Origin of the sequence: Tenggerimyces flavus (assembly GCF_016907715.1) — a bacterium.
GTDB lineage: Bacteria > Actinomycetota > Actinomycetes > Propionibacteriales > Actinopolymorphaceae > Tenggerimyces > Tenggerimyces flavus.
Genome location: NZ_JAFBCM010000001.1, coordinates 7,595,262 through 7,621,874 on the forward strand (window position 1 = coordinate 7,595,262; position 26,613 = coordinate 7,621,874).

General features: G+C 69.0%; 31 protein-coding genes. 9 read left to right on the plus strand and 22 right to left on the minus strand.

Going from position 1 to position 26,613, the window contains the following annotated elements; all coding sequences use genetic code 11:
* The first annotated feature begins 10 nt into the window (after window positions 1-10).
* The 5 genes from JOD67_RS42235 to JOD67_RS35350 all read left to right on the plus strand — a co-directional run bounded on the left by JOD67_RS42235 (window position 11) and on the right by JOD67_RS35350 (window position 3,156).
* Complete coding sequence (locus tag JOD67_RS42235) at window positions 11-1,162, plus strand: sensor histidine kinase (protein ID WP_205122013.1); 1,152 nt, start codon at window positions 11-13, stop codon at window positions 1,160-1,162.
* Complete coding sequence (locus JOD67_RS35335) at window positions 1,159-1,800, plus strand: response regulator (RefSeq protein WP_205122014.1); 642 nt, start codon at window positions 1,159-1,161, stop codon at window positions 1,798-1,800. The genes JOD67_RS42235 and JOD67_RS35335 overlap by 4 nt, the downstream gene beginning before the upstream one ends.
* A gap of 13 nt (window positions 1,801-1,813) precedes the next feature.
* Complete coding sequence (locus JOD67_RS35340; RefSeq protein WP_205122015.1) at window positions 1,814-2,455, plus strand: DUF1707 SHOCT-like domain-containing protein; 642 nt, start codon at window positions 1,814-1,816, stop codon at window positions 2,453-2,455.
* 15 nt (window positions 2,456-2,470) lie between these two features.
* Window positions 2,471-2,830: a hypothetical protein gene (locus JOD67_RS35345; RefSeq protein WP_205122016.1), complete on the plus strand. Its 360-nt coding sequence runs from the start codon at window positions 2,471-2,473 to the stop codon at window positions 2,828-2,830.
* Window positions 2,831-2,991: 161 nt separating this feature from the next.
* Complete coding sequence (locus tag JOD67_RS35350) at window positions 2,992-3,156, plus strand: hypothetical protein (RefSeq protein ID WP_205122017.1); 165 nt, start codon at window positions 2,992-2,994, stop codon at window positions 3,154-3,156.
* 27 nt (window positions 3,157-3,183) lie between these two features.
* Here JOD67_RS35350 and JOD67_RS35355 read toward each other — a convergent pair whose 3' ends face one another.
* Window positions 3,184-3,912, minus strand: a complete 729-nt coding sequence (locus JOD67_RS35355; RefSeq protein WP_205122018.1) for a GNAT family N-acetyltransferase — start codon at window positions 3,910-3,912, stop codon at window positions 3,184-3,186.
* Window positions 3,913-3,993: 81 nt separating this feature from the next.
* Here JOD67_RS35355 and JOD67_RS35360 point away from each other — a divergent pair, with 81 nt between their 5' ends.
* Complete coding sequence (locus JOD67_RS35360; protein ID WP_205122019.1) at window positions 3,994-4,533, plus strand: hypothetical protein; 540 nt, start codon at window positions 3,994-3,996, stop codon at window positions 4,531-4,533.
* On the opposite strand, the gene JOD67_RS35365 is transcribed toward JOD67_RS35360, so the two are convergent.
* The 5 genes from JOD67_RS35365 to JOD67_RS35385 form a co-directional block, all read right to left on the minus strand.
* The gene (locus JOD67_RS35365; protein ID WP_205122020.1) at window positions 4,460-5,080 is read right to left on the minus strand and encodes a hypothetical protein; all 621 of its coding nucleotides are present in this window, start codon (window positions 5,078-5,080) and stop codon (window positions 4,460-4,462) included. The two genes, JOD67_RS35360 and JOD67_RS35365, sit on opposite strands and share 74 nt — an antisense overlap.
* Entirely contained in the window at window positions 5,077-5,820 is a 744-nt protein-coding gene (locus tag JOD67_RS35370) for a helix-turn-helix domain-containing protein (RefSeq protein ID WP_205122021.1), read from the minus strand. The genes JOD67_RS35365 and JOD67_RS35370 overlap by 4 nt, the downstream gene beginning before the upstream one ends.
* Window positions 5,821-5,902: 82 nt before the next feature.
* Window positions 5,903-6,163 carry a UBP-type zinc finger domain-containing protein gene (locus tag JOD67_RS35375; protein ID WP_307782666.1) on the minus strand — a complete coding sequence of 87 codons (261 nt, stop codon included), beginning with the start codon at window positions 6,161-6,163 and terminating at the stop codon, window positions 5,903-5,905.
* Window positions 6,160-7,740: a Na+/H+ antiporter gene (locus JOD67_RS35380; RefSeq protein WP_205122022.1), complete on the minus strand. Its 1,581-nt coding sequence runs from the start codon at window positions 7,738-7,740 to the stop codon at window positions 6,160-6,162. Before JOD67_RS35380 ends, JOD67_RS35375 begins: the two co-directional genes overlap by 4 nt.
* A gap of 8 nt (window positions 7,741-7,748) precedes the next feature.
* Window positions 7,749-8,615: a 3-hydroxyacyl-CoA dehydrogenase family protein gene (locus JOD67_RS35385; RefSeq protein ID WP_205122023.1), complete on the minus strand. Its 867-nt coding sequence runs from the start codon at window positions 8,613-8,615 to the stop codon at window positions 7,749-7,751.
* A gap of 174 nt (window positions 8,616-8,789) precedes the next feature.
* Here JOD67_RS35385 and murA (JOD67_RS35390) point away from each other — a divergent pair, with 174 nt between their 5' ends.
* A complete protein-coding gene (gene murA, locus JOD67_RS35390; protein ID WP_205122024.1) occupies window positions 8,790-10,109 on the plus strand; it encodes a UDP-N-acetylglucosamine 1-carboxyvinyltransferase in 1,320 nt (439 codons plus the stop codon).
* 296 nt (window positions 10,110-10,405) lie between these two features.
* On the opposite strand, the gene JOD67_RS35395 is transcribed toward murA (JOD67_RS35390), so the two are convergent.
* Together JOD67_RS35395 and JOD67_RS35400 are read right to left on the minus strand one after the other, a co-directional pair.
* A complete protein-coding gene (locus JOD67_RS35395; protein WP_205122025.1) occupies window positions 10,406-11,134 on the minus strand; it encodes a hypothetical protein in 729 nt (242 codons plus the stop codon).
* A 619-nt stretch (window positions 11,135-11,753) separates the two neighbouring features.
* Window positions 11,754-12,326 carry a cob(I)yrinic acid a,c-diamide adenosyltransferase gene (locus tag JOD67_RS35400; protein WP_205122026.1) on the minus strand — a complete coding sequence of 191 codons (573 nt, stop codon included), beginning with the start codon at window positions 12,324-12,326 and terminating at the stop codon, window positions 11,754-11,756.
* Window positions 12,327-12,911: 585 nt separating this feature from the next.
* On the opposite strand from JOD67_RS35400, the gene murA (JOD67_RS35405) reads away from it, so the two are divergent.
* Complete coding sequence (gene murA / locus JOD67_RS35405) at window positions 12,912-14,186, plus strand: UDP-N-acetylglucosamine 1-carboxyvinyltransferase (protein WP_307782667.1); 1,275 nt, start codon at window positions 12,912-12,914, stop codon at window positions 14,184-14,186.
* A gap of 42 nt (window positions 14,187-14,228) precedes the next feature.
* Window positions 14,229-14,639, plus strand: a complete 411-nt coding sequence (locus JOD67_RS35410) for an SgcJ/EcaC family oxidoreductase (RefSeq protein WP_205122027.1) — start codon at window positions 14,229-14,231, stop codon at window positions 14,637-14,639.
* Between the two features lie 651 nt (window positions 14,640-15,290).
* Here JOD67_RS35410 and JOD67_RS35415 read toward each other — a convergent pair.
* From JOD67_RS35415 to JOD67_RS35480, 14 genes are all read right to left on the minus strand, one after another.
* Entirely contained in the window at window positions 15,291-15,728 is a 438-nt protein-coding gene (locus tag JOD67_RS35415; RefSeq protein WP_205122028.1) for a DUF2550 domain-containing protein, read from the minus strand.
* Between the two features lie 33 nt (window positions 15,729-15,761).
* Window positions 15,762-16,154, minus strand: coding sequence for a F0F1 ATP synthase subunit epsilon (locus tag JOD67_RS35420; protein ID WP_205122029.1), 393 nt, complete (start codon window positions 16,152-16,154; stop codon window positions 15,762-15,764).
* 119 nt (window positions 16,155-16,273) lie between these two features.
* Complete coding sequence (atpD, locus tag JOD67_RS35425; protein WP_205122030.1) at window positions 16,274-17,731, minus strand: F0F1 ATP synthase subunit beta; 1,458 nt, start codon at window positions 17,729-17,731, stop codon at window positions 16,274-16,276.
* A 4-nt stretch (window positions 17,732-17,735) separates the two neighbouring features.
* Window positions 17,736-18,647, minus strand: a complete 912-nt coding sequence (locus tag JOD67_RS35430) for a F0F1 ATP synthase subunit gamma (protein ID WP_205122031.1) — start codon at window positions 18,645-18,647, stop codon at window positions 17,736-17,738.
* A gap of 6 nt (window positions 18,648-18,653) precedes the next feature.
* On the minus strand, window positions 18,654-20,294 hold the full coding sequence (atpA, locus tag JOD67_RS35435) for a F0F1 ATP synthase subunit alpha (protein ID WP_205122032.1): 1,641 nt from the start codon (window positions 20,292-20,294) through the stop codon (window positions 18,654-18,656).
* 62 nt (window positions 20,295-20,356) lie between these two features.
* On the minus strand, window positions 20,357-21,169 hold the full coding sequence (locus JOD67_RS35440; RefSeq protein ID WP_205122033.1) for a F0F1 ATP synthase subunit delta: 813 nt from the start codon (window positions 21,167-21,169) through the stop codon (window positions 20,357-20,359).
* Window positions 21,166-21,720: a F0F1 ATP synthase subunit B gene (locus JOD67_RS35445; protein WP_239554207.1), complete on the minus strand. Its 555-nt coding sequence runs from the start codon at window positions 21,718-21,720 to the stop codon at window positions 21,166-21,168. Before JOD67_RS35445 ends, JOD67_RS35440 begins: the two co-directional genes overlap by 4 nt.
* 17 nt (window positions 21,721-21,737) lie before the next feature.
* The gene (gene atpE / locus JOD67_RS35450) at window positions 21,738-21,947 is read right to left on the minus strand and encodes an ATP synthase F0 subunit C (protein WP_275577613.1); all 210 of its coding nucleotides are present in this window, start codon (window positions 21,945-21,947) and stop codon (window positions 21,738-21,740) included.
* A gap of 40 nt (window positions 21,948-21,987) precedes the next feature.
* Window positions 21,988-22,776, minus strand: coding sequence for a F0F1 ATP synthase subunit A (gene atpB, locus JOD67_RS35455; RefSeq protein WP_307782668.1), 789 nt, complete (start codon window positions 22,774-22,776; stop codon window positions 21,988-21,990).
* 43 nt (window positions 22,777-22,819) lie between these two features.
* Window positions 22,820-23,050, minus strand: coding sequence for a hypothetical protein (locus JOD67_RS35460; RefSeq protein ID WP_239554208.1), 231 nt, complete (start codon window positions 23,048-23,050; stop codon window positions 22,820-22,822).
* An 89-nt stretch (window positions 23,051-23,139) separates the two neighbouring features.
* Entirely contained in the window at window positions 23,140-23,616 is a 477-nt protein-coding gene (locus tag JOD67_RS35465) for a Cg1360 family ATP-synthase-associated protein (protein WP_205122036.1), read from the minus strand.
* A gap of 340 nt (window positions 23,617-23,956) precedes the next feature.
* Entirely contained in the window at window positions 23,957-25,108 is a 1,152-nt protein-coding gene (locus tag JOD67_RS35470) for a glycosyltransferase family 4 protein (protein ID WP_205122037.1), read from the minus strand.
* 57 nt (window positions 25,109-25,165) lie between these two features.
* On the minus strand, window positions 25,166-25,741 hold the full coding sequence (locus JOD67_RS35475) for an arsenate reductase/protein-tyrosine-phosphatase family protein (protein WP_205122038.1): 576 nt from the start codon (window positions 25,739-25,741) through the stop codon (window positions 25,166-25,168).
* Complete coding sequence (locus JOD67_RS35480; protein ID WP_205122039.1) at window positions 25,738-26,589, minus strand: L-threonylcarbamoyladenylate synthase; 852 nt, start codon at window positions 26,587-26,589, stop codon at window positions 25,738-25,740. Before JOD67_RS35480 ends, JOD67_RS35475 begins: the two co-directional genes overlap by 4 nt.
* Window positions 26,590-26,613 lie beyond the last annotated feature (24 nt).

The window sequence follows — 26,613 nt, forward strand, 5'->3', positions numbered from 1 at the left end:
GGCTAGGACCATGACGACGGCAAGGGAGGAGCGCTCGTTCATCGAGCGCTCCGTCCCGTGGTGGTACGTGGCGTTCGCCCTCACGATGGCGGCGACCGCCTTCGCGCTGGTCGCGTCCACGGACCTCCCGGCGAGGACGCGACTGCTCGGCGGCGGCCTGATCGTGCTCGTCGTCGCGGCGTTCCTGCTGGTCGGCCGCCGGGTGTACGTCACGTACAACCTCCGCACCGCGTTCCTCTACATCGGCTTCTTCTGCCTCGCGACGCTCACGATGATCGGCCTCGCCCCGGCCGGCTACCTCATGCTGTTCGCCCTGTTCCCGCAGATCTGGTCGATGTTGCCGCTCCGCTGGGCGATCGGCACCTCGAGCGCACTCGTCCTCTGCATGTCCGGGATCACCATCGTCAAGGCGGGCTGGACGACCGACGTGATCCTCAGCGCCGCGCTCACGGGCGTCCTGGTCCTCGGCATGGGCATGCTGATGGGACTGTGGATCCACGGCATCGTCGTCGAGAGCGAACGCCGCAAGGCGCTGATCGCCGAGCTCCAGGAGACCCGTACCGAGCTGGCCGACGCGCACCACCGCGAGGGCGTTCTCGCCGAACGGGAACGTCTCGCCGCCGAGATCCACGACACACTGACCCAGGGCTTCCTCTCGATCCTCGTACACGCCCAGGCGACCGACGCCGTCACCAAGGACGAAGCTGTACGCGAGCGGCTCAGCCTGATCGAGCAAACAGCGCGGGAGAATCTCAACGAAGCACGCTCCCTCGTCGCCGCGCTCGCGCCGGAGGACCTCCGCGGACGGACCCTGGCCGATGCGTTGCAACGGGTCGCCGACCGGTCGAACGCGCAAGTAAAGATCGACGGCGAGCCGCGCACGCTGCCGGCCAACGCCGAGGTGGTGCTGTTGCGTGCGGCGCAGGAGGCGTTGACCAACGTCCGCAAGCACGCGGACGCCACCAACGTCGAAGTGACCCTCGGCTACGACGATGACCAGACCACGTTGGAGATTCGCGACGACGGCGTCGGGTTCGACGCCGACAGCGCCGACGGGTTCGGGCTGCGCGGCATGCGCAGCCGCGTGGAGCAGGTGTCCGGCACGATGACGATCGAGACCGCGCCGGGCAACGGAACGACGATTCGACTGGTGGTCACGTGATCCGCGTACTCCTCGCCGACGACCATCCCGTCGTCCGGAGCGGGCTCGCCGCGCTCCTGGAGGTCGAGCAGGACCTCGAGATCGCGGGCGAGGCCGGCGACGGCGAGGAGGCCGTGTCGCTGGCGAAGGTGCTGCGGCCGGACGTCGTCCTGATGGACCTGCGGATGCCTCGGATGGACGGCGCCGCCGCGACCGCCCGGATCGTCGCGGAGGTGCCGGGTACGCGGGTGCTGGTACTGACCACGTACGACACCGACGCCGACATCGTGCGCGCGGTCGAGGCCGGGGCGACCGGCTACCTGCTGAAGGACACGCCGCGCCGGGAGCTGGCCGACGCCGTACGCGCGGCCGCCCGCGGCGAGACCGTTCTCGCTCCGCCGGTCGCGGCGAAGCTGGTGACGCGGATGCGTTCGCCCGCCCCGGAGGCGCTCACACCGCGCGAGCTGCAGGTGCTGGCCGGGGTGGCGCGCGGGCTGACGAACGCCGATATCGGGCGCGAACTGTTCATCGGCGAGTCCACCGTGAAGACCCATCTGCTGAAGGTCTTCGCGAAGTTGGGAGTCGATGACCGGACCCGAGCCGTTACCGTGGCGTTGGAACGTGGTCTGCTACCGGCGCCGGGTGCCGGACGGTCGTGACAGGGAGATGTTTGTGACGGATGCGGACGAATCGCAGATCCGGGCGTCGGACGCCGAACGGGATCGCGTCGTCGACCTACTGAGCGAGCACGCGGCGACCGGTCGGCTCACGCTCGCCGAGCTGGAGGAACGCGCCGAGCAGGCGTACACCGCGAAGACGCACGCCGAGCTCGAGGTGCTGACTCGCGACCTGCCGCGCGAGGTCGTCCAGCCGAAGACGCGCCGGACGATCCGGCGCTGGTTCGTGGCGATCATGGGCGGCTCGGACCACAAGGGCCGGTACCGGCTGTCCGGCAGCGTGCACTCGCTCTCGATCATGGGCGGCGACAACATCGACCTGCGCGACGCCGAGATCGACGGCGACGAGGTGACGATCAACGCGATCGCGATCATGGGCGGCTCGGAGATCTTCGTGCCGGACTCGGTCGAGGTCGAGGTGAACGGCTTCTCCCTGATGGGCGGCGACGAACAACGCGGCAGCCGCCGCAAGCCCCGCCCGGGCGCTCCCGTGATCCGCATCCGCACCTTCAACCTCATGGGCGGCGCCGAGATCTGGCGCCTCCCGGCGGAGACGCGGGACATGTCGCTGAAGGAGGCGAAGAAGTTCGCCAAGGCGATCGAGAAGGGCCAGACCCCGCCGCAACTGTCTCGCTGAGCTCGCGGCCCGATCGTGGAGCGACGACTGAGGCGCCTTCTCGACCTGCTCGACGAAGCCGGCTCGGGCACCGCGGGGACCTCACTACGGCTGCCCGTCAATCTGCGTGAGGCCGCGGCCGTCGCGACCGACCTGGGCATGGCCACGTCGACGACAGAGCTCACTGTTCAGGGGCTGCGCGATGCGCTGGAGGCCTACGCGCAGCGTGCGGTCTTGGATGCCCACTATCGCGAGTACCCGGAGGCGCGCCCGGACCTCGCCGAGATCGCCCTGGCTGGCGCCAAGCTGGACGGCAACCCGTTGGCGTCTCGGCCCGAGCTGGTCCGACGCGCCGCCGAACGAGATCGGTGCGATCAAGCCCGACGCCACGCCTGAAGACGTGCTCCTGTTCGCCGCGGGCCTCGCGGCGGCCGCGCCCTGACGGCGGGCCGAGGTGAGACCGACCACGACGGTGTTGCTCGACGACGAGGCCGTTCGAGCCCTCGCGCAACCGACACACCGATCGGCGTGTCCCCCGCGCGGTCGCGCTCAACCGATTGCGCATCCAGGATGCCGAACTGGGTACGACGACTGCCGACGCACACCTGGCCGCCTGTATCCAGCAAACGGCCGGACCTCACGCCGTCCTCACGAGCGATGCCGATGACCTGGCCAGGATCGCGGCCTACCTCAACGTCGACGTGAGAATCGTCGCCGTGTGACCATCCCGCGATGATTCGGCGAGGAGGTCACGTTCCGGCTGGAGCGGCGGCCGACGTGAGCAGGACGTGGGTGTCGACGGGCCGGAAGCCGAGGCGCGCGTACATCGGGTGCAGCTCGGACGCTGCCGCGAGCCAGACCAGGCGGGGCTGGGTGGCGAGGGCCGCGTGGGTGGCGGCCGCGGAGATCGCGAGGCCGAAGCCCTGGCCACGGTACGCCGGGAGGACGGTGATCGCGGAGACGTACGCGGTGCCGGCCGCGCGGCGGATCCGGGCGCACGCGACGGGCTGCCCGTCGACGCGCCCGACGAGGTGGTCGTACGCGGCGTCGGCGAGCGTGCCCGCCGTGACGAGCGGCGCCAACTCCTGCCCGTACACGGCGAGGAACTCCTCCGCCGAAGCGGCCGGCCCGACCTCCAACGGCACCGTCCGCGCGGCCCGGAGCGCGGCGGCCCGCACGAGCACCAGCACGGGCAGCTCCGTCCACGGCGTGAGCCCGCGCGAGGTGAAGACGTCCAGCGAGGCGAACTTCTGCCGCGTCATCACCGACCACGCCGGCGCCCGGGCGGACAGCCACGAGAGAGCCGCGTCCAGCGCCGCGGGCGCCGGCGGCAACAGGGCCTTGGCCTGCGAAGCCCACGCCTCACCGAGTGGATAGGTGGCGCACGGGATGCCCTGGACGAGCTCGGACTCCCCGGAAGACGACAACAAGCCCAAAGCGGCTTCGGCACGTGCCACGAGATCGGCGACGTCGGTCATCCGCGGCCCCTCACAGCCAGCACGATATCGGCGCGGACGATCTTCGCGGAACGGATAGCGCCCAGGCGGTGTACATCGGCCATGAGACGACTCGCGTTCGCCCTCGCGCTGGCCCTCGGAATCGTCCTCCTCGGGGCACCCGTCGCGCAGGCCAAGGCCCCGACCGAGGCCGTCGTCAGCGGCCCCGGCCTCGACAGCCCGCTGATCGTCGAACAGGCGCCCGGCGTGGAGATCTGGGGCCCGACCGACCCGGTCCGCCGGCTCTGCGTCGCGACCGGCCTGTGCGGAACGCTCGGCATGGACCCCGGCGGCGGCGCGGCCTGGGTCGTCGACGAGGCGCCGCCGGGCGAGCTGGGTGCGGTGTACGAGGTCGACTTCGGCGCGTTCGGCAGCGCGCGCGTCTACTCGTTCGCGGCGGACGGCCCGTGGGTCGAGATCGACGGCATGAACGTCGGCTGGTTCCAGGCCGGTGCCGACCTCGTTCCACTGCTGCGCGAGCTCGGGGTGCCGGTCGAGGAGCCCACCGACCCGCTCGGCGCGCCGGCGGTCACCGCGGGAATCGCGGCGATCGTGCTTGTCCCGTTGGCGATTCTGCTGGTACGTCGCCGCCGGTTCGCGTAGCCAACCACGCCGCCGCGGCGTCCACCTCGGTACGGGAGTCGGCGGGGATCCGCAGCTCGCGGACCTCCTTCGGCTCCTTGCCGCGCAGCCGCAGAGCGTACGGCGACCGCAGCACCACCCGTACCTGCGCGGCACCGTTGCTCTCGACCGTCAGCACCCCGTCCTTGATCGCCGCTGTCCCCTCCTGGTTCACCATCCGCGACGACCAGCCGATCGACTCCACCAGGTCCGTCGGCACCGCGACATCGAGCGCGACGCCCCACCGGACCCGCAGCCGCGACGCCTCCAGCGTGTGCGGGAAGACCCGTGTGGCGGACACGAAACCCACCATCCAGACGAGCCCGACCAGGCCGAGGACGAACAACGCCCAGCGCACCGGCTCCCATGGCACGAGCACGTGGGCCGCGGCCATCTCGACCGGCCCGAGCCCGACCAGGATCCACAGCAGCGGCCGGAGGTCCTTGCCGTACGAGATCGCGACCCCGTCCGCGGGTACGTCCCGCCGCCGGCGCATCGTCAACCACAGCGCACGCCACGCCCCGTTCATGACCCGCCCACCTTTCCTGCCACCAGCTCGTACAACCGCCGCTGCACCGGTCGCAGCTCGGCCATCACGAGGCCGAGCACCAGGCTGTCCGACGCCGTCGAGCTCGACTCGTTCGACGGGAGCCGGAAGACGTCAACCAGCGCTTGCGCGAGCGGCTTGAGCTCGGCATCGCTTGCGTCGTTGGGCAAACGCTCGATCCGGTCGCCGAGCTCGACCATCCGGGAAGCGGAAGAGGAGTCGGAGAGCAGCGTCCGGTAGAACTCCGCCACCTCGCCGGCCCGGTCGGGCGCCAACGAGGTGAGCAGCTGCAGCGCGTCCCGTTCCCGCGCCAGCCCCGGGTGCCCGGGAGCGACCGCCGCGAGCTCGCGCAGAACGCCCGCGAGGTCGGCGGTCAGCGTCGGCTCGTCCGCGTGCGTGGTGCGCATCGCCGCGAGCAGCGCCCGCCGGTCCCGGATGGCGGTCTCCTGCCGAGCCAGCTCGGCGTCCAGCTCTTCCAGCACGTCGGGCAACTCGGTCTCCGGCGAGGCGAGCACGTCGCGGATCTCGTCCAGAGCGAGGCCGAGCTCGACGAAGCGCCGGACCCGGAGCAGTTGGACGAGCTCGCGCACCGAGTACGTGCGGTACCCGTTGTCCTTCCGCTCCGGCTCCGGCAGCAGGCCCACCTGGTGGTAGTGCCGGATCGCCCGCGTCGTCGTGCCGGCGATCCGGGCCACCTCACCGATCCGCAGCCCTGTGGTCATGAGGCAAGTCTGAACCTTAACGTCGCGTCAAGGTCAAGCCTCGATGCTCACGGGCGTTGCTTCTACGGAGCCGTTGCAGCCCCTACGCGAGCTGTTCGTCCAGGAAGCACCAGCGCCAGGTCTCGCCGGGCTCGAACGAACGCATCACCGGGTGCCGTTCCTCCCCGAAGTGCGCGGTGGCGTGCCGGCGCGGGGAGGAGTCGCAGCACGCGACCAGCCCGCACTCCAGGCACAGCCGCAGGTGCACCCAGTCCCGCTCCCCCGCCGCCAGGCAGGGCATGCAGCCCTCGGTGCTGAGCGGCTCCACGTCGGCAGGTGCTTCGTCCAGATGTTGGCAGCTCACAATGTCGCCTCATCCCGTGCGGTCTTCACCAACAGAATCTCCTCCAGGTCGAGCTCGCCTTGGATCCGGCGGAGCAGCTCGTCCTCCAGCCTGCCTTCGTCGCGGGCTTCGATCAGCACCTGGCGTTCGGCCCGAAGCATCTCCAGCCGCAGCCGCCGGAGCGCCTCCGAGGGCGTCTCCCGGTTGGGGTCGCCGAGCCGTTCCCACGCCTGGTTCGCCCTGTTCTCCGCCAGCGTCCGGAGCCGGTCGACCACGTACCCAGCCACCTCGCTGTCCTCGATCAGCTCGTCGAGCCTGCGTACGGCCGCGCGGTACGCCTGCTGCCGGACGTTCGCCTCGGACAGGATGTCAGCCTGCGGGTCGTCGCGATGCACGTTCAGCCAGCGCGCCACGATCGGCAGCGTCAATCCCTGCCCGACGAGCGTCACGATGATCACCACGAACGTGATCCAGACGAGCAGCCCCCGGTACGGGAAGTCGATCGACAGACTCAGCACCGCGCCGAGCGACACGACGCCGCGCGGCCCGGCCCAGGCGACGACAGCGACCTGGCCCGGCGGTCGCGGCCCCTCGCGTTCGCGGAGCTTGCGACTCAGCCGCGGGAGGTACGCCGCCGGGTAGACCCAGACGAACCGGCCGATGATCACCGCCAGCACGACCACGACGGTCGCGGCCACGACCGTGCCGAGGTCGAGCCCGATGTTCGTCGCGGCCGACCGGATCTGCAGCCCCACAAGGAGGAACACCGCTCCCTCGAGGAGGAAGTTCACGACCCGGAAGACCGAGTCCATCTGCAGCCGCGAGCCAGCCGACATCAGCAGCGGCTTACGATGGCCGATGTAGAGCCCGCAGGTGACGACGGCCGCGACGCCCGAGGCGTGCACGTACTCCGCCGGAACGAACGCGGCGAACGGCAGCAGCAGCGAGATCGTGTTGTCCAGCAGCTTGTCGTCGGTCTTCTTGTGCAGGAACGCGCCGATCAGCGCGACCACGGCGCCGATCGCGACGCCGCCGATCGCGGCGATCGCGGCCTCGCGGCCCACCGCCTGCCAGGTGACCGCCGCGCCGGTCGCGGCGGCCGCGACGACCCGCAGCGTGACGAGCGCGGTCGCGTCGTTGATCAGCGCCTCTCCCTCGAGGATCGTCACCGTACGGCGCGGCAGCCCGATCCGCTTGGCGATCGAGCTCGCCGCGACGGCGTCCGGCGGCGCGACGATCGCCCCGAGCGCGAACGCCGCCGCGAGCGGGATGTCCGGCACGACGGCGTGCAGCGCGAAGCCCACCAGCGCCGCGATGAACAGCACGTGCCCGACCGCGAGCAGCATGACCGGCCGGATGTTGCTGCGCAGTCCCGGCACCGACAGACCGACCGCCGCGATGTAGACGAGCAGTGGCAGGACGACCTGGAGGATCAGATCCGGATCGAGCGCGTACTCCGGGAAGAACGGCAGGAACGACAGCCCGATGCCGACGATCACGAGCACGACCGGCCGGATCAGCCCGAACCTACGCGCGAAGCCGGAGACGACGCCGACGACCGCCAGCAGGAGAACGACGCGGAGCAGGGTCTCAGCCACGGCCGTCTCTACTTGCCATAGTCGTAGAACCCATGGCCGGACTTGCGGCCGAGCGCACCCGCGTCGACCATCCGCGCCAGCAGCTCGGGCGGGAAGAACTTCGGGTCGGCGGTCTCGTTCCAGATGTTCTCGGTCGCGTGCTTGAGCACGTCGACACCGGTGAGGTCGGTCGTGGCGAGCGGACCCATCGCGTGGCCGAAGCCGAGCTTGCAGGCGATGTCGATGTCCTCCGCGGACGCGACGCCCGACTCGTACAGCTTGACCGCCTCGACGACCAGCGCGGAGATCAGTCTCGTGGTGACGAAGCCAGCGACGTCCCTGGTGACGACGATGCAGGTCTTGCCGGCGTCCTCGGCGAACGACTTGGCGCGGGCGAGGGTCTCGTCGGACGTACGGTGGCCGCGCACCAGCTCGCACAGCGCCATCATCGGCACCGGAGAGAAGAAATGCGTACCGACGACCGACTCGGGCCGCTGGGTGACCGCGGCGATCTTGGTGATCGGGAGCGCGGAGGTGTTCGTGGCGAGGACCGCGTCGTCCTTGGCGAGGCGGTCGAGCTCCTTGAAGACCTCGTGCTTGAGCTCGATCCGTTCGAACACCGCCTCGACCACCAGGTCGGCGTCCGCGACCGCGTCGAGGTCGGTCGTGGTCGTGATCCGGCCGAGCGCCGCGTCGGCTTCCTCGGCCGTGAGCTTGTCCTTCGACACGAACTTGTCGAGCGAGGCCTTGATGCCGCCGAGTCCGCGGTCGAGAGCCTCTTGTGTGACGTCGCGTACGACGACGTTCCAGCCACCAGTCGCGGCGACCTGGGCGATTCCGGAACCCATCAGTCCCGCGCCGACGACGGCGACCTTTCCTGCACCCTGCTGAGCCATGAGGGCACCCTAACGACCGGCGGCAATTCGCGATCACTACGGTATGTCTCGCTTGCCGAATCATCGCATGGGGTCTATATCCGGCATTTCCCGCATGAGCGCAACCATCATGCGTCCAGATGCGTCTTAGCTTGCACGACGCGTCGGCGCATCACCGTGAAGGGATCCCGCAGCATGTCGGCAGAGGACGTTCTCGTCGTTTCCGGCGGCAACCCACTGGTGGGTGAGATCACCGTGCGCGGCGCCAAGAACCTGGTGCCGAAGGCGATGGTCGCGGCCGTACTCGGCGACGATCCCTCGACGCTGTCGAACGTGCCGCGCATCCGCGACGTCGAGATCGTGCGCAACCTGCTCGAGCTGCACGGTGTGACCGTTCGCGACGGCCTGTCCTCTGACTCGCTCGTACTCGATCCCACGCGGGTGGAGCGGGCGGCGGTCGCCGACATCGAGGTGCACGCCGGCGCGAGCCGGATCCCGATCCTGTTGTGTGGTCCGCTGCTGCACCGGCTCGGCCGGGCGTTCATCCCCGACCTGGGCGGCTGCCGGATCGGCGACCGGCCGATCAACTTCCACCTCGACGCGCTGCGTCAGTTCGGCGCGGTGGTGGAGAAGCGGCCGGAGGGCCTGCTGCTGTCGGCTCCTCAGGGGCTGTCGGGGACGAGGATCTCGCTGCCGTACCCGTCCGTCGGCACCACTGAGCAGGTGCTCTTGACGGCTGTGCGCGCGTCCGGCGCGACCGAGCTTTTGAACGCGGCTGTCGAGCCGGAGATCATCGACCTGATCTGCGTCCTGCAGAAGATGGGCGCGATCATCAACCTCGACACCGACCGCACGATCCGCATCGAGGGAGTGTCGCGGCTGTCCGGGTACGTGCACGACGCGCTGCCGGACCGGATGGAGGCCGCGTCGTGGGCCTGCGCCGCGCTGGCGACGGGCGGCGACGTGTTCGTACGGAACGCGCGGCAGACCGACCTGATGACGTTCCTCAACGTTTTCCGCCGTGTGGGTGGGGAGTTCTCGGTCACGCGCGACGGGATCCGGTTCTGGCATCCCGGCTCGAAGCTCGCCTCGATCGCGCTGGAGACCGACGTTCATCCGGGCTTCATGACCGACTGGCAGCAGCCGCTGGTCGTGGCGTTGACGCAGTCGACGGGGCTGTCGATCGTGCACGAGACCGTGTACGAGAACCGGCTCGGCTTCACCTCGGCCCTGGTCGACCTGGGCGCGCAGATCCAGGCGTACTCGGAGTGCCTCGGGCCGACGCCCTGCCGCTTCGGGCGGGGCAACTTCGTGCACTCCGCGGTGATCTCGGGCCCCTCGCCGTTGCACGGCGCGGACTTGACGGTGCCCGACCTGCGCGGCGGCTTCTCGTACATGATCGCCGCGCTGGCCGCCTCGGGGCGGTCGACCGTTCGCGGTGTGGGCATCTTCCGCCGCGGCTACGAGAACTTCGAAGCCAAGCTCGAGTCCCTCGGCGCCTCGGTCTCGGGCTAGGTCGTTCCAGGTCACAACTGAGCGACTTTGATCGGCCCTAGGCGGGTCGGCTTGTTGATCATGGGTCGGTGCGTCAGGCTTGCCTGCCTGGATGGATTTCTCTCCGTCACGACGGTGCGGGCTGTGGGAGGCACATGGCCCGCACCGTGTTTGTTGCCCGATGCCTCGCAGCTTCGGCCACGCCGCGACGTCTTCCCTGGCCGCGGACGGCCGACAGGCCAACGAGAAGAGGGCGCCCATTCGGGGGGCGCCCTCTTCTCGTGTTTCTTCTCCTACCTACCTCTTCGCCCGTGCTCCTACAGAGGGAGCGGTAGCTGCGTGGGCAGCGGGATGGGCAACGGCAGAGGCAGCGGCGGCAACGGGATCGCCGTCGGGAGGGGGAGCGGCAGCGGCAGCCCCGGTGGAGTCTGGGGCGGCTTCGGCGGCTCGGGCTCGGGCGTCGGCTCCGGTGGCTTCGGAACCGGGATGGGCGGGAGTGGGTTCGGAGGCTCCGGGGGCGCCGGCGGCGCTGGGGGCTCCGGTTCGGGGTCCGGCTTCGGAGGCAACGGTGGCTCCGGAATCGGATCCGGGTCGGGAATGCGCGGTACGGGGTCGGGGTCCGGCCCTGGCGGGGTCGGCACCGGGTTCGGGATGGGGTGATCCGGCCCGGGCTGAGGCTCGGGTACCGGATCCGGGGCCGGCGTACGCGGAATCGGTCGCCCCGGAACGACAGGAGTGACCGCGTCGTTCCGCGGCACGAGCTCGTCCTGTACGCCCATGAGCGCGACGTCCTCAGGCATCGCCGCGTTCTCGTTCTGACGCGCGTCACCGCCGGTGGGACGGTCCGCCGTGATCGACAGCGTGAACGGACCGTTCCCCTCGCCGTTGCGCGCACCTCGTTGGTCGAACGAGACCGCGAACGAGGCGGCCACGAGGATCAGCGGAAGCAGTACCGCGATGTGCCGGTACCTCTTCCGCCGGCCGAACCACCCGCGCCGAGCCCGGTGTCGCGCCGGTCCCTGGTCGATGACGTCGTCGATCGGCAACGACGGCGCCGGACGGGGCGGCCTGGAGGCCGGCGGTGGGGTGGACGCCTGGGCTGGCTCGGGCGAACTCGGCGCGGCCTCATCTGCCTTCGCCTGCTTCGGCGCGGGTGGTCGTTCCGGACCCTCCGGTCGTCCCGTTCTGGGCAGCCCTGTTTTTGGCAGGGTCGTCCAACCTGGGGTGCTGACCGGCGGTGTAAACGCATAACCCGGAGCTCGTCCTCCGGGAGTGGTGGCTTGTCTTGGCGCAGGCGGTGCTTGTGGTGCATGCGGTGCTGACTTCTGATCTTGTGCTTCTTTTCTTACGGGAGCAGGTGGTGCTTTCGGTGTGTCTGACGATTCGCCTGACTGGCGTGGGACCTCCAACTCATCCCCCTTGTCGCATGGGTCGCGGCAGCACCATCCCTCTGGGTGCTCTGGGCGATTCCCTTGCGGCGCGTAACCACACGCTCGCTCCCCGGCATAAGCACAAGACCGTAGCCGCTCCATGCAGCGGTGGGAAGACAGAACGTGTGCGAAATCTTCCATGGACGATGGAAAACGCAGAATGCCTGCGAATCGTGTCCAGGTAAAGGGTGATTTGTAGCGAAGTCTGCTGCCGTACAGGACGGCCGGATGCGGACTACCGTTCGCCGCCGGGCTTCCACAGAACGTCACCATCGGGCAGGTTCGCGACCCGAGCGAAGATGAAGAGCAGATCGGACAAGCGGTTCAAATAGGCCGCCGCGAGCTTGTTCATGGTCTTCTCGTGCACCTCGATCGCGGCCCACGCGGAGCGCTCGGCTCGCCGTACGACGGTCCGCGCGACATGCAGCAGCGCGGCCCCCGGTGTGCCGCCGGACAGCACGAACGAGCGGAGCGGCTCGACCTGCTCGTTGAACTCGTCGCACCAGCCCTCGAGCCTGGTGATGTAGTCGGGGAGCACACGCAGCGGCTCGACCTTGGGGTCCTCGACGATCGGGTTGCCGAGGTCGGCGCCGACGTCGAACAGGTCGTTCTGCACGCGGACCAGCACGGTGTGGAGCGGCTCGGGCAGGTTGCCCATCGCGATCGCGAGCCCGATCTGCGCGTTGGCCTCGTCCACATCGGCGTACGCGATGAGCCTGAGATCGGTCTTGGGAGCCCGGCTCATGTCGACCAACCGCGTCGTCCCGTCGTCGCCAGCCCTGGTGTAGATGCGCGTGAGATTGACCATGTGGTGAGCGTACGGGCGCCGCCTCCCCCACCTCGTGCGACTTCCCTCACTGGAGCGGGGTTTACATCGCGGCAGGGCGCCCCGAAACCCCGTTCTGGTGAGGGAAGTGGGTGCGAGCTGTGGACAACCGGCCCAGCCGCTCGAGAGTGCTGGTTGCTCGGTTCCTCTTGGCGAAGCTCCCTGGCCATTTGGCTCTCTGGGTGCGGTGTTGCGACGACGAGCTGTCCTGGTGTTGGGAACTGGCGTGGGCTGTCGCGGCGGTCGATTGTGGCCACCAGTTTCAAAGCCGCCGCCCCAACCCCCGGAACAGTTCCCCGGGCAAGGCCTGCTTGCCTTCCTGCTTGCTGCCGTACTGAGGTCGCTTGTGGGGCCCCGGCTTGCTTGTCGTTCAGATGAAGCCGGGTCGTCCGTCGCCTGGAGTTGTTCCAGGATCTCTCGGACTTGTTGGAGAGATGTCGACTTCTAAGCCGACATCTGTCCAACAACTGTCCGAGGGCCGCGCCGCCATCTGAGTGGGCGGGGGCTGAGCTGCGGGTTCAGCACGCGCGGGTAGGTGGCTCATGAGTGGCACGTAAGATGCGGCCGGTGGAGCGGTTACGGATTGCTGGCGAGGCCCGGCTCGCGGGTGAGGTCACGGTCAGCGGGGCGAAGAACAGTGCGCTGAAGCTGATGGCGGCCGCGCTGCTCGCCGAGGGGCGGACGGTTCTGCGCGAGGTCCCAGCGATCCTCGACGTCACGTACATGGGCCGCCTGCTCCAGCGCATGGGCTGCGAGCTGGACACCACCGACGGCGCGCTCAGCATCGACGTACCCGCGAACATCGAGCACGAGGCCGACTACGACCTCGTCCGCAGGCTCCGCGCCTCCATCACCGTGCTCGGCCCGCTCGTCGCGCGCTGCGGCAGGGCCAAGGTCGCGCTGCCCGGCGGCGACTCGATCGGGTCCCGTGGCCTGGACATGCACGTCACCGGCCTGGCGAAACTCGGCGCCGAGGTGCACATCGAGCACGGGTACGTCGTCGCCGAGGCCGCGAAGGGCCTGGTCGGTACGACGATCGAGCTCGACTTCCCGAGCGTCGGCGCCACCGAGAACCTGCTGCTCGCCGCCGCCCTCGCCACCGGTACGACCGTCATCGACAACGCCGCGCGCGAGCCCGAAGTCGTCGACCTGTGCGCCATGCTCACCGGCATGGGCGCCAAGATCGAGGGCGCCGGCACCTCGATGCTGCGGATCGAGGGCCAGGAGACGCTCAGCGCCACCGAGCACGTCACGCTGCCCGACCGGATGGTCGCCGGGACCTGGCTCATCGGCGCCGCGCTCTCGCGGGGCGACGTGACCGTGCACCGGGCGCGCGCCGAGCATCTGGACATCGTTCTCGAGAAGCTCACGATGGCCGGCGCCACCGTCACCTCCGGACCAGACTGGGTACGGCTGGAGCTCGCCGACCGGCCGCGCGCGGTCGAGATCAGCACGCTGCCGTACCCCGGCTTCCCCACCGACCTGCAGGCGATGATGGTGAGCCTCGCCGCGGTGTCGGAGGGGACGTCGATGATCACCGAGAATCTCTTCGACGGCCGCTTCCGGTTCGTCCAGGAGCTCGCCCGGCTCGGTGCGGACGTGCGTGCCGACGGCCACCACGCGGTCGTACGAGGCGTGCCCAAGCTCTCCGGCGCCCCCGTCGAAGCGCCCGACATCCGCGCCGGTGCCGCCCTCGTGCTCGCAGGCCTGGTCGCGGACGGCGAGACCGTCGTCTCCGGCGCCCACCACCTCGACCGCGGCTACCCCGACCTCGACGGCGTGCTCACCCGCCTCGGCGCCAAGGTCAGCCGCGAGCCGGACGACCTGGACGCCGACCTCTGAGCCCTTGACCTCAACCAAGGTTGAGGGCGGACAGTGGCTCGTATGACAACGACAGACACCGACCTCGAAGCGATCCTGCAGGTCGTCGCGACCGTCGAGCACGCGCAGAACAACGAGCTCCCCGACGAGTTCCTGCAGCTGTTCCGTTCCGACGCGATCTGGACGACCGGCGGCGGCAAGCGTCTCTTTGGCCTGGAGGAGATCTCGGCCTTCACCCACCAGGTGCTGCCCGGTGGCATGGCGGGGCTCTCGATGAAGTTCGAACTGGAGCACGTGCTCTTCATCCGCCCCGACGTCGCCGCGGTGAAGCTCAAGCAGATCTACACCACACCCGACGGCCTGGACATTGGCTCACCGCTGTGGGTGCTGGCGAAGGAGAACGGCAAGTGGCTACTCACCGCCTGCCAGAACATCATCGTCCTCGACGATTCCGACGCCGAAGCCGCCGCCTGACCCCCGCATACGCTCCGTGCGTTTCGAATGAAGGGCACCTTCATTCGAACCTATTGAATGAAGGTGCCCTTCATTCAAAAAGGAGGGGGACGGAACCACCCGGCTTCATCCGAGCGACATAAAGACCGGGGGAACCCCCACAAGCGACCCGAGCACGGCAGCAGACCGGAACGGCAAGCAGCCTCGCCCGGGACACCTGTTCCGGGGGCGGGGGCGGCGCGTTAGAAACTGGTGGCCGGGCCGGGGCGAGTCAAGGGTCGCAAAGCGATCGCGAAGCGACGTCGTTTGCACTTGCGCGAAGCGCCGCTCCAAACGGCGCCCTTGACGCGCCCCGGACCGGCCACCACAATCGACCGCCGCAACAGCCCACGGACAGCACCAACAGCCGGGGAGCTTCGCCAAGAACACGAGCCGCGTCCGCCGCGCAACCCATCCATGATCATGAGCGTGATCATGAAGCCGAATCGGTCATATACGCCGGGTTTGCCTTCATGATCACGTTCATGATCACGGGCGTTGAGGGCAGCTGTTGTCGAGGTGGCCCGTGGTGCTGGTGTGGCGAGGTCTGGCTGGGTCGGGGGCACCCTGGTCCGAACCTATGGGACCAGGGTGCCCCCGACCCAATCCGCTCCTTGCGCGAGGGCCGGCGGGCTAGTACCGCGCGGGAGCCCGGCCAGGTGGTGCGGCCTCGAGCCAGGCCAGGAAGCCGGTCAGCGCGTCCTCCGCCATCGCGAGCTCCACCACTTGCCCCGCCTCCATGCACTCCACCACGACGTGCCCGTCGTACAGACCCAAGGCCTCGGTGGCCAACGGAGAGCGCCGCGAACGGACGGTCAGCTCAGACCGCGAGAACACACGCCGGGGCCGGGGAGCGAACGAGAAGACCCGGAACCACTGCACCGAGTCGCCGGAGTAGCGCGCCACCCCCAGCACCCAGGCCTGCGCTCCGGACAGCTTCGTCAACCGCACCGAGCAGTCGAACGTGCCACCGCCGCGCTGCAACACGCGACGGCGAATCGCCATGCCCGCAAGGGCAACGATCACCAGGGCCAGGAACAGCCCAAGGATGTCGAGGACGACTTCGATCATGCGCGGCCGACCTCAACCCATCGAGTCGCGCTACTACTGGGCCATCTCGACGGCCCGGATGCGCGTCTCGGCGCGGCGTACGGCGTCCAGCGCGTCCTCGTCGTCCGTTCCTGCGGCCTGCGCGCGCTCGAGGTCGCGCCGGGCCTGCTCGAGATCGATCTCGCGGGCCATCTCGGCGAACTCGGCGAGGATCGACACGCGGTTCTGCGCCACCGACAGGAAGCCGCCGTGCACAGCGGCGACAAAAGTCTCAGACGAGGGCGTACGGATCTCGACGACACCGTCCGCGAGCAGCCCGAGCAGGGGCGCGTGGTCCGGCAGGATGCCGACGTCGCCCTCGGTCGTGCGCGCAACCACGATCGTCGCCTCACCAGACCAGACAGTACGGTCCGCGGCGACGAGCTCGACGTGCAGGGGGTCCGCCACCAGGTGCCTCCGAGATGATCTATCCGGCGAGGATACCTTCCCCACCGGAGCCGCTTCGCGCGGGAGCCGTCAACGACGACTCCCGCACGCGGACGAACGAGGAGTCCAACGGGAGGGCCTCAGCCCGCCTTCTGGATCTCCGCCCACTTCTTCTCGACGTCCTCGAGACCGCCGACCAGGTAGAACGCCTGCTCCGACACGTGGTCGTACTCGCCGTCACAGACCTTCGTGAACGCCTCGATGGTCTCTTCCAGCGGGACGAACGAGCCCTCGATGCCGGTGAACTGCGTGGCCGCGTAGGTGTTCTGCGACAGGAACCGCTGCAGCTTCCGGGCCCGGGACACCGTGATCTTGTCCTCTTCGGGGAGCTCGTCGATGCCGAGGATCGCGATGATGTCCTGCAGCTCCTGGTTGCGCTGCAGGATCTGCTTCACGCGCACCGCGGTGTTGTAGTGGTCCGCACCGATGTAGCGAGGGTCGAGGATGCGCGACGTCGACGCCAGCGGGTCGATGGCCGGGTAGATCGCCTGCGCGAACAGGTCACGCGACAGGTTCGTCGTCGCGTCGAGGTGCGCGAACGCGGTCGCCGGCGCCGGGTCGGTGTAGTCGTCGGCGGGAACGAAGATCGCCTGCATCGACGTGATCGAGTGACCACGCGTCGAGGTGATCCGCTCCTGCAGCGTGCCCATCTCGTCGGCCAGGTTGGGCTGGTAGCCCACCGCGGACGGCATCCGGCCGAGCAGCGTCGACACCTCCGAGCCCGCCTGGGTGAACCGGAAGATGTTGTCGATGAACAGCAGCACGTCCTGGTTCTGCACGTCGCGGAAGTACTCCGCCATGGTCAGCGCGGCCAGCGCGACCCGCAGCCGGGTGCCCGGCGGCTCGTCCATCTGGCCGTACACGAGCGCGGTGTCCTTGATGACCTCGGACTCGGTGAACTCGTTGATCAGGTCGGTGCCCTCACGGGTGCGCTCCCCCACGCCGGCGAACACGGACGTGCCACCGAAGTTCCGGGCGACCCGGATGATCATCTCCTGGATCAGAACGGTCTTGCCCACGCCGGCGCCACCGAACAGGCCGATCTTGCCGCCCTGCACGTACGGGGTCAGCAGGTCGATGACCTTGATGCCCGTGACGAGCATGTCGGTCTTGCCCTCGAGCTGGTCGAACGGCGGCGGCTGGCGGTGGATGGGCCAGCGCTCGGTGATCTCGAGCTTCTCGCCCTCCTTGAGGTTGAGCGCCTCGCCGACCACGTTCCACACGTGGCCCTTGGCGACGTCGCCCACCGGCACGGTGATCGACTCGCCGGTGTCGCGGACCTCCGAGCCACGGACGAGGCCGTCCGTCGGCTGCAGCGAGATCGCCCGCACGATGTTGTCGCCGAGGTGGTACGCCACCTCCAGCGTCAGCGTGCTCGGGGCACCAGCGAGATCGACGTCGACCTTGAGCGCGTTGTAGATCTCGGGGAGCTGTCCGGCCGGGAACTCGACGTCGACAACCGTGCCGATGACTCGCGCCACTCGGCCCACGCCGGCCGGCGCCGCATCCGCGGTCTGGTCGGTAACGGTGGCAGTCATATCCTCACTCACTTCCGGCAGTGGCATCGGCGAGCGCGTTCGCACCGCCGACAATCTCGCTGATCTCTTGGGTGATCTCGGACTGCCGGGCCTGGTTGGCCTGGCGAGTCAAGGTCTGGATGAGTTCCTTGGCGTTGTCCGTCGCCGACTTCATCGCCCGCTGCCGCGACGCCAGCTCGCTCGCCGCCGACTGCAACATGCAGTGGAAGATGCGGTTCTCCACATACCGCGGCAACAGGACGTCGAGCACCTCCGACGCCGTGGGCTCGAACTCGTAGAGCGGCAACACGTCCTCGGTCTCGGGAGACTCCTCCCCCTCGACGACCTCGAGAGGCAGCAGCCGGAGCACCTGCGGACGCTGGGTCATCATGCTGACGAACTGGGTGTAGACGACGTGGATCTCGTCCACCCCGCCCTCGTCGCTGCCGGCGAGGAACGCGTCGATCAGCGTGTCGCCGACCTCCTTGGCGTTCTCGTAGCGCGGGTTGTCGGAGAACCCGCTCCACTCCTGCTCGACCGTGCGCTTGCGGAACCGGTAGAAGGCGATCGCCTTCCGGCCGGTGAGGTACGGCACGACGTCCTTGCCCTCTTCGCGCAACCGCTCGGCAAGTCGTTCGCCTTCGCGGATCACGTTGGAGGAGTACGCGCCGGCGAGACCGCGGTCGCTACTGATCACGAGCACCGCGGCGCGGCGCGGGTTCTCGCGTTCGGTGGCCAGCGGGTGGTCGACGTTGGAGAACGTCGCCAGCGCCGACACGGCCCGCGAGAGCTCACGGGCGTACGGTGTCGCCGCCAGCGAACGCTCCTGCGCCTTGCGGATCCGCGACGCGGCGACCAGCTCCATCGCGCGGGTGCTCTTCATGATCGTGCTGACAGAGCGGATCCGGCGAACGTAGGCGCGGGTCTTGGCTGCCATGGTCGATCAGCCCCGCCGCTGCTTCGTGATCTGCTCCTGCAGCACGTCCTCGTCCTCGAGTGCCTCGTGCTCCTCGCGCCCGGCCTCGAGCAGGCGGCCCTCGGAGGTCTCGAAGGTCTGCTTGAAGTCGGTCACGGCTTCCTCGAGCGACTTGATCGCGTCATCGGACAGGACGGCCGTCTCGCGGATCCCGTCCAGGATGCCGCCGCGCTCGCGGCGCAGGAAGTCGAGCAGCTCGGACTCGAAGCGCCGCACGTCGTCGACGGGCACGTCGTCGAGGCGGCCGGTCGTACCGACCCACACCGAGACGACCTGCTCCTCGATCGGGAACGGCGAGTACTGCGGCTGCTTGAGCAGCTCGGTGAGCCGCTGCCCGCGTTCCAGCTGCCGCTTCGACGCCGCGTCGAGGTCGGAGGCGAACATCGCAAACGCCTGCATCTCGCGGTACTGCGCGAGGTCGAGCTTCAGCTGCGCGGCGACACTCTTCATCGCCTTGGTCTGCGCGCCACTGACGCGGGAGACCGAGTTGCCGACGTCGATCGCCGGCCGCTGGTTGGCGTTGAACAGGTCGGTCTGCAGGAAGATCTGCCCGTCGGTGATCGAGATGACGTTCGTCGGGATGTACGCCGAGATGTCGTTCGCCTTGGTCTCGATGACCGGGAGACCGGTGAGCGAGCCGCCGCCGAGCTCCTTGGAGAGCTTCGCGCAGCGCTCGAGCAGCCGGGAGTGCAGGTAGAAGACGTCGCCGGGGTACGCCTCGCGGCCCGGCGGGCGACGCAGCAGCAGCGACATCGCGCGGTAGGCCTCGGCCTGCTTGGTCAGGTCGTCGAACACGATCAGCACGTGCTTGCCCTGGTACATCCAGTGCTGGCCGATCGAGGAGCCGGTGTACGGCGCGATGTACTTGAAGCCGGCCGGGTCGGACGCAGGTGCGGCGACGATCGTCGTGTACTCCATCGCGCCGGCGTCCTCGAGCGCGCGCTTGACCTGCGCGATCGTGGTGCCCTTCTGGCCGATCGCGACGTAGACGCAGCGGACCTGCTTGGCCGGGTCGCCGCTCTCCCAGTTGGCCTTCTGGTTGAGGATCGTGTCGACGGCGATCGCGGTCTTGCCGGTCTGCCGGTCGCCGATGATGAGCTCCCGCTGGCCGCGGCCGATCGGGATCATCGAGTCGATCGCCTTGATGCCGGTCTGCAACGGCTCGCGCACCTCGGCACGCATCATCACGCCAGGGGCCTGCAGCTCCAGCGCGCGGCGCTCGTCCAGACCCTCGAGAGCGCCGAGGCCGTCGATCGGCTGGCCCATCGCGTCCACCACGCGGCCGAGGTACGCCTCGCCGACGGGGATGGACAGGACCTGACCGGTACGGCGGACCTGCTGGCCCTCCTCGATGCTGGAGAACTCTCCGAGGATGACGACGCCGATCTCGCGGACGTCGAGGTTCATCGCGATGCCGAGCGTGCCGTCCTCGAACTCCAGCAGCTCGTTGAACATCACCGAGGGCAGGCCTTCGACGTGCGCGATGCCGTCGCCGGCGTCGGCAACGACGCCGACCTCTTCGCGCTCGGCCGCCTCCGGCTTGTAGCTCGAGACGAACTGCTCGAGCGCGCTCCGGATCTCCTCCGGGCGAATCGTCAGCTCCGCCATGTGTCTTCCCTGCTTCCTCGTGCTGTCTCGTGCGTCGTCATCATCGATACCTGCAGGCCCAGTCAGCCGGCGAGCCGGCGGCGGGCGTCGTCGAGCCGGCCAGCGATCGAGCCGTCGATCAGCTCGTCGCCGATCTCGACCCGGATGCCGCCGATCACGTGCGGATCGACGACGACGTTCAGGTGGATCTCGTGGCCGTACTGGCGGGCCAACGCGGCGGCGAGCCGGTCGCGTTCACTCGCACTCAGCTCCACGGCCGTAGTGACGGTGGCGACCAACCGGCTGCGCCAGTCGGCCGCGATCTTGCCGAAGTTCTCCAGTGCCTCGGCCAGCGACAGCCCACGGGGAGCGGTCACCGCCTGTTCCACCAACCCTACGGTCGACGGCGAGGCCTTCCGGGCGAGCAGGTTGCGCACCAGCTCGCCGCGGTGTTCGGCGGGTACGGCGCGGTCGGTGAGAGCTCGGTCGAGCTCACCGTCGGCCGCGACTACCCGGCTGAACCGGAACAGCTCGTCCTCGACGTCGTCGAGGCGCCCGGCTCGTTCGGCCGCGATCACCTGGGCGAGCACGCCCACGTGCTCGATCGCGTCCGCGATGTCGCGGGGCTTGCCCCACGACAGCTTCGCCGCCGCGGTGACGATGCCGAGCGCGGCCGAGCTGACCTGACTCCGCAGCAGGTTCTCCGCGAGCGCCGCGCGTTCGTCACCTGTACGCGCCGAGTCGGTCAGAGCCCGGCGCAACGCCGGCTGACCGTCCAGCAAGGTGGCGACGGCGAACAGCTCCGCACCGAGCTCGGCGCTGCTCGCGCCGCCCTCGGACAGCTGCTGCCGGAGGTTCGCGAGCGAGTCGCGGGAAGTGCCGCGGAAGTCGATCATCGCGTTCCGGCCCCTTCCGGTGCCTGCTCCTCCAGCTCGGCGAGGAAGCGTTCGACGACCCTGCGCTGACGCGCCTCGTCCTCGAGCGACTCACCGACGATGCGGCTCGCCAGCTGGGTGGACAGGGTGCCGATCTCGGTACGCAGCTGGTTCATCGCCTGCTGACGTTCCGCCTCGATCTGGGCATGCGCCTGACCGACGATCCGCTGGGACTCGGCCTGGGCCTGCTCCCGCAGTTCGACGATGATCGCCGCGCCTTGCTCCCGCGCCTCCTCCCGGATGCGCGAGGCCTCGTGACGAGCCTCGGAGAGCTGCTGCTGGTACTGCTCCAACGCCGCCTTGGCCTCGGCCTGCGCCTCCTCGGCCTGCTTCATGCCGCCCTCGATCGCGGCGGTCCGGTCGGCGAAAGCCTTCTCGAACCGCGGCGCGACGTACTTCTGGACGATGAAGAACAGGATGCCGAAGACGACGAGGCCGAGGATGATCTCCACGGTGTGGGGGACGAGCGGGTTGGGCTCCGCCCCCTCTTCCGCGGCTAGCAACCAGGTCATGGCCGGCATGATCGTCGTCAGCTCGCGAAGACGAACGCCAGCGCGATACCGATGATCGCGAGCGCCTCGGTCAGGCCGAAGCCGAGGATGGCGATGGTCTGCAGCCGGGCCTGAGCCTCAGGCTGGCGAGCGACGCCGTTGATGAACGCGGCGAAGATCAGACCGACGCCGATACCCGGGCCGATGGCGGACAGGCCGTACCCGACGATCGCGAGCGAGCCTCTCATCATGGGACCTTCCTTTTTCTAGGGTTTCCACACCGGTGGATCAGTGGTCTTCGGCGAGGGCGCCGGAGATGTAGTTGGCCGTGAGCAGGGTGAAGATGTACGCCTGCAGCACCTGCACCAGGAGCTCCAGGAACGACAGGACGATCATCAGGACCCACGCGATGATGCCGACGGGCTTGTAGAGGATCTGGTCGGTGTGCAGCAGCAGGTACTCGCCGCCGAGCGCGAACAGCACGATCACCATGTGGCCGGCGAACATGTTCGCGAACAACCGCAGCGCCAGCGTGACGGGCCGGACCAGGATGTTCGACGCGAACTCCAGCGGAATCAGCAGGAGCAGCATCGGGCCCTTGATGCCCGCCGGAACGGTCTGGTGGTTGAGGTAGCCGACGAAGCCCTTCCGCGCGATGCCGACCCCGTTGTAGACGAGCCAGGTCAGGATCGCGAGCGGGTAGACGAAGCCCACATGGGAGAACGTCGGAAACTGGATGAACGGGACGAGCCCGAACACGTTGTTGACGAGGATGAAGAAGAACAGCGCGACCAGGTAGGGCACGAACTTGAGGAAGTCGTGCGAGCCGATCACGTCGCGGGCGATCGAGTTGCGGACGAAGCCGTACGCCATCTCCCCGGCGTACTGCATCTTGCCCGGCACCACGGCTGCCCGGCGGCTCGAGGCGACGAAGAACACCGCGACGAGAGCCGCGGCCAGCACCAGCAGGATCATCGGCTTGGTGACGCCGAGGAAGAGTGCCGGCAGCTGGAAGTCGGACGGTCCGGGCGGCGTGAAGCCTCCGCCTTCAGCAGCGAGGAGGACCTGCGCGCTCACACCTTCTCCTTCCCTGCTGAGGTCTGTCGGGTCATGTGTCGGGTCATGTACCGGAGGGAGGCTCGCGGTAGCCGAACCGCTTGAAGATCAGGAAGATCGAGAGCCCCATGCCGACGACGATGCCGATCGCCACGAGGAACGACGTACCCAACCAGCGGTCGAGGAGCCAACCGATCCCCCCGTAGAGCCCCACTCCTGCTACCAGGTAGCCGAAAGCGCTCCACGGGTCGGGTCCGCGCCCCGGCCGGGGCGGGTCCGTTTCCTGCTGGCTCATCGCGCTCCGGACTGTAGCAAAGAGGGCCCGAGTCGATCATGGCGGGGTAAAGACTTCGCAATGTCCGTTGGCCTTTCATGACAGCACCGTCATGCCGCACCGCCGGATTGCTGCGTCTTCTGCTCCTCCGAGCCTGCGTCCGCGTCGTCCGTCTTCTCGTCGAAGTTGAAGATCGGCTGCCGCATCTTGACGAACGCGCGGAGCTCGCCGGTGATCCAGACGATCACGCAGGCGACGGCGGTGAGACCCATGATCGTTCGGCTCATCACCGCGTCGATGCCGTCCAGGTTGGCGATCACGCCGGTGGTGACGGCGAACAGGATCACGCGGATCGTGTAGCTGCCGAGCGCGGTGAGAAGGAGAACGTACGGGTCCTGGTCACGGACCAGGCGCAGGGCCAGCAGGCCGAGGCCGGAGAAGAGGATCACGACGGCCGCGCCGAGCGCGGCGCCCCACAAACCGTGGAGCCCGTCGACGATCGTGGCTGCGACCATGGCGATGGCGGCGACGACAAGCGTCGGCACCAGCGCTCCCTTAAGCAGCGGCGTCACTCTGTCGGTCGTCATGATGGCGGCCGTCCTCGCGGTACCTGGCGACGATCTTCGTCGTCGGGACTGGGTGTTCCTGGTCTGCCCGCACCGACGTTGGTGTGAGCTGATCAGCACCTGTGAGACCTTGCTTGTGAAACTTAGCACAAGGTGCCGTCGAATGCCGAATCGGGAGGTCAGACCTTTCTCACTTCGGGCTCACCCTAGAGGGTCCGGCAGCGGCCTCTACTGCGGGGCTGTGGGCGACGTCGAGTCCGGCTCGTCGAAGAAGCTCCCCGCACATCGGTCATGCGACTGACAGGCGGCCGGTTCGCTGAACCCGCGAAACTGAGCGAGCCGGGGCTCGACCAATGAGAAGCTAGCTCGACTTGGCGCGAGACGGTGCGAGCGCGGCCAACTTGGCGGGGAGCCGGCGCCTGGGGAGCAGGACCGTGACGAGGACCGCGAGCACGATCGCGCCGCCCACTCCTCCGACGGTGACCAGGGTTGGCCACAGGCCGAGCGCGACGACGCCGAACGCCACGACGCCCGCCCACATGTAGAGGATCAGCACCGCGGCCTTGTGGCTGTGGCCGAGCTCGAAGTGCACCCGGTGGTGCAGGTGCCTTCGGTCCGCGTCGAACGGGGACTTGCCGGCGAGCACACGTCTGCCGATGGCCATGACGAGGTCGGCGAACGGTAAAGCGAGCACCGCGATCGGCAGGATGAGCGGCAGCAGCGCGGGGAGCAGGTTGGGCCGTTGGCCGTCGACGGGGAGCGCGCTGGCGTCCAGGTAGCCGGTGAGGCTGATCGTCGACGTCGCGAGCATCAGGCCGATCAGGTAGGCGCCCGAGTCGCCCATGAACACCCGCGCGGGGAAGAAGTTGTGCGGAAGGAAGCCGAGGCACGCGCCGGTGACGGCGGCGGTGATCAGCGTCGAGGTGGTGGCGCGGTTGAGCCCGTACTGGATCGCCAGCAGGTAGGAGTAGCTGAAGAACGCGGCCGCGCCGATGCACGCGACCCCGGCCGCGAGGCCGTCGAGCCCGTCGACGGAGTTGACCGCCACCGCGCCGACGACGATGGCGAGCGCAGTCACGGCTGCACCGAGGCTGGGGCTGAGGGAGAAGGTCGTACCGTCCGGCAACGGGAGCCAGTTCAGCTGCACGCCGAACACGACCACGATGCCCGCGGCGACCACCATGCCCGCGAGCTTGGTGATCCCGTCGAGGTCGACGAGGTCGTCCAAGGCTCCGACCAGCGCGATGACGAAGCCGGCCAGCAGGATCGCCCACGCGTCGCCACTGACCTCGGGCAGCGCGCCGAGGAACGGCAGGTTGGTGGCGACGATGAACGCGGCCGAGACGCCGCCGAGGATCGCGAGGCCGCCGAGCCGCGGAATGGGCGCGGAGTGCACGTCCCGGTCCCGAATGGCCGTAACCGCGCCAAGCCGCGCCGCGGCCCGGCGAACCAGGCCCCCCAACAGGTAGGTGGTGGCGGCGGCGACGAAGAGGACGAGCAGGTACTCACGCACGGTGCCAGAAGCCTATGCCGTCCACGTTCGGTAACGCCGCTGCCCTCGGCGTCCCGCTCAGCCGACGAGGGCGGTCAGCGAGGTGTCGATGGCGGTAGAGATCTGGCCGATCGCGCGGCGGTAGTCCTCGATGGGGTTGCCGATCGGGTCGGGGATGTCGTCCTCGTCTGGGTGCGCCGGGCGTACGGTCCCCCGCTTGCGCGCGGTCGCCGCCACCACGGCCTTCGCCCGGTCCCCGGGGTCGGCCGGCAGGTCGAGCCCGGCTACGGCCGCTTGGGCCGTACGGGCGAACTCGGTCAGAGTGAACGCCCGCTTCAAGGCCGCGGGCGCCAGGGTGACCACGCCGGAGCGATGTCGGCGTTCCATCGTCAGCACCAGGCCGGCGGTGGAGATCACCGTCTCGGTCAGCGCCCGCGAGTCCGGGCCGGCGACGTCGACGCCGAGCTCGGTGAGGACGTTGCCCGCCAGCGGCGTCATCGCGATGCCGTCCCGTGCCTGCGTTCCCGCGCTCCCCACCACGAAGTCCGCCTGGTCAGAGCCGAACCGCTTGCCCAGCCAGCTCACCGCGAGGCGGTGCGCCATCGGCGAACGGCACTGGTTGGCCGTACAGACGAACAGGATCGTGAACGTCACCGCTCCCCAGTCTCCTTCTCTCCGTCCTGGTCCCCGTCGTGCTGGTCCGTCTCCGCCGCGACTGGCTCGTCTGCCACCGGCTCCTCGGCCACAGGCTCTTCCGCCACTGCCTCTTCAGCCACCGGCTCCTCGGCTGCCGCTGCCTCTTCGGTCTCCTCGTCGGCTGCCTCGGGCTCCTCGACCTCGTCCGGCTCCTCGGAGTACTCGACCAGCGTCGGTACGACTTCCCGCAGCTGGTCGAACGTCAACGCGCCCTCGCGCAACAAGACCGGTTCCGGCCCCGTCAGGTCCACGATCGAGGACGGCAACGGTCCCGGCGTCGGACCGTCGTCGAGGTACACCGCGACCGAGTCGCCCAGCTGCTTCTCCGCGTCGTCGGCTGTCGTCGCCGCGGCCTGCCCCGACAGGTTCGCCGACGACACCGCCAACGGACCGGTCCGCCCGAGCAGCTCCAACGCGAGCTCGTGGTCGGGCATCCGCACGGCCACCGTGCCCTCGTTCTCGCCCAGGTCCCAAACCAGCGACGGCTGCTCCTGGCACACGATCGTCAACGGGCCTGGCCAGAACGCCGAGATCAGCGCCCGCCCGGAGTCGGGTACGGACGCCGCGATCCCGTCCAGCATCCCCACCGAACCGACGAGCACCGGCGGCGGCATCTGCCGTCCCCGGCCCTTCGCCGCCAACAGCCCGGCGACCGCGGGCGCCTCGAAGGCGTCCGCCGCGATCCCGTAGACCGTGTCGGTGGGCAGGACGACGAGATCGCCCCGCCGCAATGCCGTGGCCGCCGCCTCGAGTGCCGCGTCCCGTTCCTCCGGCGTAGCCGCCGCCCAGTCGTACCGTTCGCTCACGCGCGCATCGTTTCACGAAGGTCC